General features: G+C 59.6%; 7 protein-coding genes. 5 read left to right on the forward strand and 2 right to left on the reverse strand.

What is annotated here, in order from left to right; genetic code table 11:
• Window positions 1-141 precede the first annotated feature (141 nt).
• Window positions 142-1,791: a glucose-6-phosphate isomerase gene (gene pgi / locus AB5Z05_RS18400; protein ID WP_236563704.1), complete on the forward strand. Its 1,650-nt coding sequence runs from the start codon at window positions 142-144 to the stop codon at window positions 1,789-1,791.
• Between the two features lie 156 nt (window positions 1,792-1,947).
• On the opposite strand, the gene ilvC is transcribed toward pgi, so the two are convergent.
• Window positions 1,948-3,429: a ketol-acid reductoisomerase gene (ilvC, locus tag AB5Z05_RS18405; protein ID WP_368152622.1), complete on the reverse strand. Its 1,482-nt coding sequence runs from the start codon at window positions 3,427-3,429 to the stop codon at window positions 1,948-1,950.
• Window positions 3,430-3,650: 221 nt separating this feature from the next.
• Between ilvC and ilvY the strand changes: the two genes are divergently transcribed.
• Window positions 3,651-4,544 carry an HTH-type transcriptional activator IlvY gene (gene ilvY / locus AB5Z05_RS18410; protein ID WP_368152625.1) on the forward strand — a complete coding sequence of 298 codons (894 nt, stop codon included), beginning with the start codon at window positions 3,651-3,653 and terminating at the stop codon, window positions 4,542-4,544.
• Here ilvY and AB5Z05_RS18415 read toward each other — a convergent pair.
• The gene (locus AB5Z05_RS18415) at window positions 4,533-5,393 is read right to left on the reverse strand and encodes a hypothetical protein (RefSeq protein WP_252413452.1); all 861 of its coding nucleotides are present in this window, start codon (window positions 5,391-5,393) and stop codon (window positions 4,533-4,535) included. The genes ilvY and AB5Z05_RS18415 overlap by 12 nt on opposite strands.
• Window positions 5,394-5,585: 192 nt before the next feature.
• On the opposite strand from AB5Z05_RS18415, the gene AB5Z05_RS18420 reads away from it, so the two are divergent.
• The 3 genes from AB5Z05_RS18420 (at window position 5,586) to AB5Z05_RS18430 (ending at window position 9,877) form a co-directional block, all read left to right on the forward strand.
• Window positions 5,586-5,777, forward strand: coding sequence for a hypothetical protein (locus tag AB5Z05_RS18420; protein WP_005339486.1), 192 nt, complete (start codon window positions 5,586-5,588; stop codon window positions 5,775-5,777).
• Window positions 5,778-5,850: 73 nt separating this feature from the next.
• Complete coding sequence (locus AB5Z05_RS18425; protein WP_368152628.1) at window positions 5,851-8,433, forward strand: GNAT family N-acetyltransferase; 2,583 nt, start codon at window positions 5,851-5,853, stop codon at window positions 8,431-8,433.
• A gap of 281 nt (window positions 8,434-8,714) precedes the next feature.
• Window positions 8,715-9,877, forward strand: a protein-coding gene (locus tag AB5Z05_RS18430; protein WP_368150226.1) for an IS3 family transposase whose coding sequence is annotated in 2 segments (ribosomal slippage) — window positions 8,715-8,970 and window positions 8,970-9,877 — 1,164 coding nt in all. Because the reading frame shifts where the segments join, the coding sequence is not laid out codon by codon here.
• Window positions 9,878-9,885 lie beyond the last annotated feature (8 nt).

Here is a 9,885-nt window from a genome sequence, read left to right on the forward strand (position 1 = left end):
AGTGACCCATTGCGGTAAAAGACAATCGGTAAAAATCTGTTACACGGGCCGCCCGTTCGGCTCGCTATAATGCTCGGATAATAAGGTTTGGCGGGACCTTGCCTGCAAGGTTCAAACACAACTTGGCATTTCAGGAATCCTATGAAAAATATCAATCCAACCCAAACCCAGGCCTGGCAGGCACTGGAAGCCCACTTTGCAGCAAACAAAGAGACTCGACTCAAGGATCTGTTCGCGCAGGACCCGAAGCGCTTTGACAAGTTTTCCCTTACCTTCGGCGGCGACATCCTGGTTGATTACTCGAAGAACCTGATCACCGAAGAAACCCTCAAGTTGCTGGTTGATCTGGCCAAAGAGACCGATCTTCGCAGCGCGATCGATGCCATGTTCAATGGCGACAAGATCAACATGACCGAAGGCCGCTCCGTACTGCACGTGGCCCTGCGCAACCGCTCCGACCGCCCCATCGAGTGCGACGGCAAGGACGTGATGCCGGAAGTGAACGCCGTACTGGCCAAGATGAAAGGCTTCTGCGAGAAGGTAATCGGAGGCGAGTGGAAAGGCTACACCGGCAAAGCGATCCAGCACGTGGTCAACATCGGTATCGGTGGCTCTGATCTGGGCCCGGTAATGATCACCGAGGCACTGCGTCCCTACAAAAACCACCTGCAGATGCACTTCGTCTCCAACGTCGATGGCACCCACATCGCCGAGACCCTGAAGAAGATCGATCCGGAAACCACCCTGTTCCTGGTGGCCTCCAAGACCTTCACCACCCAGGAGACCATGACCAACGCCCTGACCGCCCGCGACTGGTTCATCAATATCGCCGGTGACAAGGCCCACGTTGCCAAGCACTTCGCCGCCCTCTCCACCAACGGCAAGGCCGTGGCCGAGTTTGGCATCGACACCAACAACATGTTCGAGTTCTGGGACTGGGTTGGCGGCCGCTACTCCTCCTGGTCTGCCATCGGCATGCCCATCGCCCTGTCTGTCGGTTTCGAGAACTTCGAAGCCCTGCTGCAAGGCGCCTTCGAGATGGACATGCACTTCGCCACTGCCTCCTATGAGCAGAACGTGCCGGTGCTGCTGGCGCTGATCGGCCTGTGGTACAACAACTTCTACGGTGCCGAGTCCGAAGCCATTCTGCCGTACGACCAGTACATGCACCGCTTCCCTGCCTACTTCCAGCAGGGCAACATGGAATCCAACGGCAAGTACGTGGATCGCAACGGCAAGCCGGTTGACTACCAGACTGGCCCCATCATCTGGGGTGAGCCGGGCACCAACGGCCAGCACGCCTTCTACCAGCTGATCCATCAGGGCACCAAGCTGATCCCCTGCGACTTCCTGGCGCCGGCCATCAGCCACAACCCGATCGGTGACCACCATCCGAAACTGCTGGCCAACTTCTTCGCCCAGACCGAGGCGCTGGCCTTCGGCAAGAGCAAGGAACAGGTTGAAGCCGAGTTCCTGGCTGCTGGCAAAACCCTGGAGCAGGTCAAGGATCTGGTGCCGTTCAAGGTGTTCGAAGGCAACCGCCCGACCAACTCCATCCTGTTCAAGAGCCTGACCCCGAAAACCCTGGGTGCCCTGATCGCCATGTACGAACACAAGATCTTCGTACAGGGCGCAATCTGGAACATCTTCAGCTTCGACCAGTGGGGTGTGGAGCTGGGCAAACAGCTGGCCAACAAGATCCTGCCGGAGCTGGGCAACAACGAGGCTGTCACCAGCCACGACTGCTCCACCAACGGTCTGATCAACACCTGGAAAGCGTGGAAAGCCTGATTTATCCAGCCTTTCTGAATGCAAAAGCCCCGCTCGATGAGCGGGGCTTTTTTATGGCTGTCAGGCTGATTTTTCTGGCTGGCCGGTCGGGTGTCCAGTCCGACCTGCGACGGGGATCGTCATCCCCGCCCCTTCATCATCCTGCCCGATGCAGACTTAACCGCCAACGGCGATGCGTTTCATGTCTTTCATGTAGCCACGCAGTACCTGGCCGATTTTCTCGATCGGGTGGTTGCGGGTCGCTTCGTTGGCCGCCAGCAGCGCTTGGTTGTCGACGCTCTGCCCTTCCGCCTTGCTGGCACCCAGATCGCCCGCTTTCAGGGTCGGCATGAAGTGCTCACGCAGCAAGGGCACGGCGGCGTTGGCGAACAGGTAATTGCCGTACTCGGCGGTGTCGGAAATAACCACGTTCATCTCGTACAGACGCTTGCGAGCAACGGTGTTGGCGATCAGCGGCAGCTCGTGCAGGGATTCGTAGTAGGCGGACTCCTCGTAGATACCGGAAGCCACCATGGTCTCGAACGCCAGCTCGACACCCGCCTTGACCATTGCCACCATCACCACGCCATTGTCGAAGTACTCCTGCTCGGCAATCTTGCCTGCAAACGCCGGGGCGTTTTCGAAGGCAGATTTGCCAGTCTCTTCACGCCAAGTGAACAGTTTGACGTCATCTTCGGCCCAATCGGCCATCATGCCGCGAGAGAACTCACCGGCGATGATGTCGTCCATATGCTTCTCGAACAGCGGGCGCATCAGGGTCTTGAGCTGCTCTGAGAGCTCGAAGGCGCGCAGCTTGGCCGGGTTGGAGAGGCGGTCCATCATCAGGCTGATGCCACCTTGTTTCAGGGCTTCGGTGATGGTCTCCCAGCCGAACTGGATCAGCTTGCCGGCGTAGGCCGGGTCTGTGCCCTCGGCAACCAGCTTGTCGTAGCAGAGCAGAGAACCGGCCTGCAGCATGCCGCAGAGGATGGTCTGCTCGCCCATCAGGTCGGATTTCACTTCCGCCACGAAGGAGGATTCCAGCACCCCGGCACGGTCGCCGCCGGTGGCAGAGGCCCACGCCTTGGCGATGGCCATACCTTCACCTTTCGGGTCATTTTCCGGGTGAACGGCGATCAGGGTCGGTACACCAAAGCCACGCTTGTACTCTTCACGCACTTCGGTGCCCGGGCACTTGGGCGCCACCATCACGACGGTAATGTCGGAGCGGATCTGCTGACCCTCTTCCACCACGTTGAAGCCGTGGGAGTAACCCAGCGCAGCGCCCTGCTTCATCAGCGGCATCACGGTTTTCACTACGTCGGAGTGCTGTTTGTCCGGAGTCAGGTTCAGCACCAGATCGGCGGTCGGGATCAGCTCTTCATAGGTACCGACCGCGAAGCCGTTGTCGGTGGCGTTCTGCCAGGAGGCGCGCTTCTCGGTGATGGCGGCCTTGCGCAGGGCGTAGGAGATATCCAGCCCGGAGTCACGCATGTTCAGACCCTGGTTCAGACCCTGGGCACCACAGCCCACAATCACCACCTTCTTGCCCTTCAGCACGTTGCAGCCGTCCGCGAACTCTTCGCGCTGCATGAAACGACACTTGCCCAGTTGGGCCAACTGCTGACGCAGGTTCAAGGTGTTGAAATAGTTAGCCATGGTGATTGCTCCGTTCGATTGATTCCATGCCGGATAGCGGCGTTGTCTGAACCACTATAGCGCGGGACACTTATTGCCTGAACTGATATATTCGAAACAGTACGTTGCAATAACTGAAACGATCACCCTTCATAATTGCCTGCTGAATGTACCGCGAGATGGCAGAAACAAGCAGCCAACCGCTGGATATCGGGCACACAAGCCGCGCCAGGAGCTGAAAGATGGACCTTCGCAATCTCGAGCTGTTTCTCCACCTCGCCGACTCCCTTCATTTCGGCAAAAGCGCCGATGCCATGGCGGTCAGCCCTTCCACCCTGAGCCGCGCCATCCAGCGGCTGGAGCAGGAGACCGGCTGCATCCTGTTCGAGCGGGACAACCGCTCGGTACGGCTCACCCCCGCTGGCGAAACGCTGCGCGAATTCGGCGGCGGCCTGTTGCAGGAGTGGCGTCAGCTCAAGCAGGAGCTCAAACGCAGCGATGAACCGCTGCAGGGGCGGCTGCGGGTCTTCTGCTCGGTCACCGCCAGCTACTTTCTGCTTCCCGAGGTGCTGGAGCGCTTTCGCCGCCGCTACCCCCAGCTGGAGATCAAGCTGGAGACTGGCGACCCGGCGCTGGCGGTGGACAAGATCCTGGCCGATGAGGCCGATCTCGCCATCGCCGCCCGTCCCGATGCCCTGCCTGCCAAGCTGGAGTTCGCCAGCCTGCAACTGGTGCCGCTGGTCTTTATCGCGCCGCGCAACGCACCGCAACTGAACCAGTGGTTCCGCCAGGGCGAGCCAGATTGGGAGCAGCTGCCGGTCATCCTCTCCGAACAGGGGCTGGCCCGAAAACGCAGCGATCAGTGGTTTCGCAACAAGGGAATTGCCCCCAACATCTATGCCGAAGTGGCGGGTAACGAGGGAATCGTCGCCATGGTGGCGCTCGGCTGTGGCGTAGGATTGGTGCCCGCGGCGGTAATCGACCACAGCCCGCTCGGCGACAAGGTGCGGATCATCGACCTCAAACCCGCCTTCAAGCCATTTGATGTGGGGATCGGGGTGCTCAAGAAGCGGCTAGAAGAACCGCTGATCCGCGCCTTCTGGGATACCGCGCAGAATCAGGGCTCACTGCGCTGACACCGGATTATAGATAAGGGCCGGATCGGCCATCATGCTGCGGCTGGGCAGCGGCAAGTCGGGGTTGTGCAGCTCGAGGCGCACCCGCTCATCCAGTTTCAGCCGCCGAATGGTGCTGCCAAATCCCTCTTCAAAGACCCGGTCAAAAGCACCAGACTGCCGCGCCCGCAGCAGGCCAAGCTCGATGCGCTGGGCCAGCTCCGGATATTTTGGCGAGACAAAGAAGAGCAGCGCCAACGGGTAGCGAAACACCAGACGGGGCTCGATGGCGAGATCCGGATGCTGCCTGAGCTCATCCTCGACCTCGATGACCGAGCGCAGGAAGCAGTCAAAGCGCTTCTTGCGCAGCATGTTGAAGAGCGCCTCATAAAGATTGCCCACCGTCACCTTGAGGCCGTTAGCCCGCAGCAACTGGGTGTCTGGCCAGGATCTGTGCTGACCGATGGAGAGCCCGGCGCGATGCCAGTCCGCCAACGATCCGATCGCGGCAAAACGCCCCTCATCCCCCTGCCGAACCAGACACACCCGCCACCCCAGCAGCCCCTTGGCCAGCGGAATGTGGATTGCCAGCAACTCCCGTTCTCGCTGACCATCGGGGGCAAAGACACCGACCTGAACCAGCTCGCCGCTGCGCAGCTCCTTCACCGCCCGCCCCTGCTCCATCTGCGGGCTGGAGACCAGCTGGTAAGGGCCATATTCGGGCACGGTGAGATCGAGGGAGAGGCGCAACAACTGGACGACGGCGGGGTTGGGGTGATCCAGCAACAGATTCCAGGCGCGGATAGGCTGCTCGGTTGCCGTTGCGCCAACCGTCCACAGTGCCATGCACCACCACCAGACTCTGATCATCCTGCGCACCATCCGTGCCTCGTGCTCCTCGCCATACTATAACTCCAGCCAGCGCCTCAACGGCGCCCTCTCTGAAAGATGTGTGAGCGCTCTCGTGCCAAATCTCATGTCAAAAGTGACAATAGGCAAACCCGGCAGGTCACCGCAGACTGGGCGTTCATCAACACACGCCAAGGCGCAGGGAGGAGAGCCATGAAACAGCATCTGGTAGAGATCAAGGGTTCAACCCTGTTTGACGAGTATCTGCAAAGCATGGGCGTGCCCAGCACGGCGCTCGATCGGGAGCAGGATATCTATCTGCAGGAACGCCATCTGGGTGCCATTCGCCGGGTGCAAGGCGAACTGCGCTTTTATCTGCGTGCCAATGCCCTGAACAAACGGTGATCAGGATCCGGTCACAGAACCCGCAGCAAAGGCGTATTAGACTGGTATCTTCCCCCTTTCGACGGGAGTGCCCATGAAAGCAAGCGGTCTGGATCGGCTGTTCAAACCCCACTCAATCGCCGTGATCGGCGCCTCGACCGACCCGCTCAAGGCGGGTCATGTGATCGTGCGCCACCTGCTGGCAGGCCAGTTCAAAGGCCCCATCCTCCCCGTCACCCCGCGCAACAAGTCCATCGCCGGCGTGCTGGCCTATCCCGACATCGCCAGCCTGCCGCTGACCCCGGATCTCGCTATCATCTGCACCAGGCGGGAGCGGGTCTTGCCGTTGCTGGAAGCGCTCGGCCAAAAGGGCGCGGGGGCTGCCATCATACTGGCCGCCGACTTTTCCCCCGAGGAGCGACTGGAGCTGAAACGGGTCTGCCAGCAATATGACATTCGCCTGCTCGGCCCCAACAGCATGGGGATGCTGCTGCCCGGCCAGGGGATCAACGCCAGCTTTTCACCCATTGCCGCCAAGCCGGGGCAAGTCGCATTTCTGTCGCAATCCGCCGCCGTCAGCACCACCATTCTGGATTGGGCCAAGCAGCATGAGCTGGGCTTCTCCGCCTTCATCTCCCTAGGTGATCACTGCGACATCGACTTCGGCCAGCTGCTGGATCAGCTCTCCCGCGACAGCGTCACCCGCGCCATTTTGATCTATATGGACAAGTTGCACGACGCCCGCCACTTTCTCTCGGCGGCGCGGGCAGCCTCGCGCAACAAGCCGATCCTGGTACTGAAAAGCGGGCGCCACGAACCGACCCACGGCCTCGACAATGTCTATGATGCCGCCATCCGTCGCGCCGGCATGCTGCGGGTACGGGATACCCACGAACTGTTTGCCGCGGTGGAAACCCTCAGCCACTCCATGACCCTCAAGGGAGAGCGACTCGCCATCATCTCCAACGGCCGCGGGCTGGCCAATATGGCGGTGGATGTGCTGCTGGAGCGAGGCGGCAAGCTGGCTCTCCCGCCGCTCGACATCGGCAGCGATGCCACCATCACCACCTATCAGGAGGCGCTGGACAACGTGTTGCAGGGGGATGGCATCGACGCCATACTGATCATCCACGCCCCCTCGCTCACGGCACCGAGCGCGCCGTTGGCCAGCCATCTTATCACCCATCTGAAGCAGCATCCCAGAGCGCGCCGTTTCAATATCCTCACCAACTGGGCGGGCGAATACTCGGCGCAGGAGGGGCGCAAACTCTTTACCGAGGCGGGCTTCCCGACCTACCGCACGCCGGAAAGCGCCATGGCCGCCTTCATGCACATGGTGGAATACCGCCGCAACCAGAAGCAGTTGATGGAGACCCCTGCATCCCTGCATGGCAACCAGCTCAATGTCGAGCTGTGCCAGCAACTGATCCATCAGGCGCAGGAGCGCAAGCAACTGAGGCTGGATACCCATCTGGTGCACCCGATTTTACAAGCCGCCGGTCTCTCGACCCTGCCAACCTGGATCGTCACCGACGCCATCGAGGCGACCCTCACCGCCGAGCAGATCGGCTATCCAGTGGCGGTAAAACTGCGCTCGCCCGATATCCTGCACAAGTCTGCCGTGCACGGGGTGGTGCTCAATCTGCGCACCTCGGCCGAAGTGGCACAAGCCGCAGATGCCATTCTGGACAGGGTCAAACAGCATGATCCGGGCGCCCGCATCGAAGGCTTGCTGGTGCAACGCATGGCTCGCCGCAGCGGCGGCCTCGAGCTGCGGGTACGGATCCAGCAAGACGCCATCTTTGGCCCCGTCATTCTGTTGGGTGAGTCGGGTGCGGAACCGCAGGAGATGGTGGCTGCCCTGCCACCGCTCAATCAGGCACTGGCTCGTTACCAGATCATAGGAGCCCTCAAGAGCCGCAAGATCCGTGAGCAAGCGACGCCGGAACGACTGGATATCGATGCCCTCGGTCAAGTGCTCTGCCAGCTCTCCGAACTGCTGCTCGCCTTTCCTGAGATTCAGGAGCTGGACCTGCACCCGCTGCAAGCGTGCGGTACCGAGATGGTGGTACTGGATGCCAGCCTCACGCTGGCTGACCCCGCCCTCCCGGCCAGCAACCGACTGGCGATCCGCCCCTATCCTACCGAACTGGAGGAGGGTGCCTGGCTTAAAGATCAGCGCCATATCCTGCTGCGCCCGATCCGGCCGGAAGATGAGCCTGCTCACAAGCAGTTCGTGCTGCAGGTCTCCGATGAAGACAGGTACAAACGCTTCTTCGCCGATGTGGGCGAGCTGGGCCATGAAGAGCTGGCTCGCATGACCCAGATCGATTACGACCGGGAGATGGCCTTCGTGGCTGTGGGGCAAGATGGCGAGCTGCAGGATCAGATCCTCGGCGTGGTACGCGCTATTTCGAGCCCGGACCAGAGCGATGCCGAGTTTGCCATTCTGGTGCGATCGGACTTGAAAGGGGTGGGTCTCGGCAAATTGATGATGGAGAAGATCATCCGTTACGCCAAAGAGCAGGGGATTGGCCAGTTATCCGGCATGACCATGCCCAGCAATCGCGGCATGGTCAACCTCGCCAAACGGCTTGGCTTCAAGATCGACGTGCAGATGGAAGAGGGGGTGGTCAATATGGAACTTCCCTGCAACCAGCAGGCGGCAGAAGGCTGATTTGGTCGACCATATCACCATTAAATGGCTGTAAATTGAGCTGGCAAGGCTCTGATATAGCTAGGAGATGGTGGAAATAACCGGCTTTTTAGTTCTCTTGCGGCAGATAAAAGCAAGATATTGGCTGTCTAATCTAACACGCTAAAAATACAAAAGCCCGGTCGTGAAGCCGGGCTTTTGTACTCGTTCTGGTGTGAAAGTCTTGGGTCGCTGTGTAGTGGTCTAATCATCCCGGACACCATTTTAGGTGGTACAGTCGCCACCATGACCTGAGGTGTTCAATGACAAGATTACGTCGCTCATTTACTGCCGAATTCAAACTCGAAGCCGCATCCCTGGTGCTCGACCAGGGATATTCTGTCCCCGAAGCCAGTCGTTCACTGGATATCGGTGAAACCATACTTCGCCGCTGGGTTCGGCAACTGCAATCCGAACGCAGTGGCACTACCCCAATCAGCAAAGCACTGACTCTGGAGCAGCAAAAAATTCAGGAACTGGAAGCCCGCATCAACCGGCTCGAACGTGAGAAGGACATTCTAAAAAAGGCTACTGCTCTCTTGATGACGGACGAGTTCACACGTACGCGCTGATAGACCGATTAAGGGAGCAAGCCCCCATCACTCTGGTCTGCTGCGCCTTCGATGTTCCCACCTCCTGTTTTTACGATTATCTGGCTCGCAGGCGGACGATTAACCGTGAGCGCATGCAACAGCGCTCTGAGTTGCGCCGTTTGTTCAAAGAGAGCAGGGATTCGGCTGGCAGCCGCGCCTTGATGTCGATGATGCGAGAGTTGGGGTATCAGATTGGTCGATTCAAAGTACGTAACCTGATGAAGGAAGCCGGCCTGGCATCCAAACAGCCGGGCGCACACCGCTATAAGGTGGCACGGTCTGAACGACCGGACATTCCCAATCTGCTGGCCCGCGAATTTGATGTCCAACAACCCAATCAGGTGTGGTGTGGCGATATCACCTACGTCTGGGCAGGTGGTCGTTGGCATTACCTGGCAGCGGTGCTTGACCTGCATACCCGGCGGGTTGTGGGGTGGGCGATGTCAGATAAACCAGATGCCGAGCTGGCCATCAAAGCACTTGAGATGGCGTATCAGCAGCGGGGTTGTCCGTCAGGCGTGCTGTTTCACTCTGACCAGGGCAGCCAATATGGCAGCCGGGCATTTCGGCAACGACTGTGGCGCTATCGCATGACCCAGAGTATGAGTCGGCGTGGCAACTGCTGGGATAACGCCCCGATGGAACGGTTGTTCAGAAGCCTGAAGTCAGAGTGGCTCCCGGCAAGGGGATATATGAGCCTGCGGGAAGCAAAGCGGGATATCAGTTATTACCTGATGGATCACTACAACTGGCGACGTCCACATCAATACAATGACGGGATACCGCCAGCAAAAGCCGAGGATCGGCCTAACCAAGTGTCCGGATTTAGTTGACCACTACA

Source organism: Aeromonas sp. R2-4 (assembly GCF_040908365.1).
GTDB lineage: Bacteria > Pseudomonadota > Gammaproteobacteria > Enterobacterales > Aeromonadaceae > Aeromonas > Aeromonas veronii.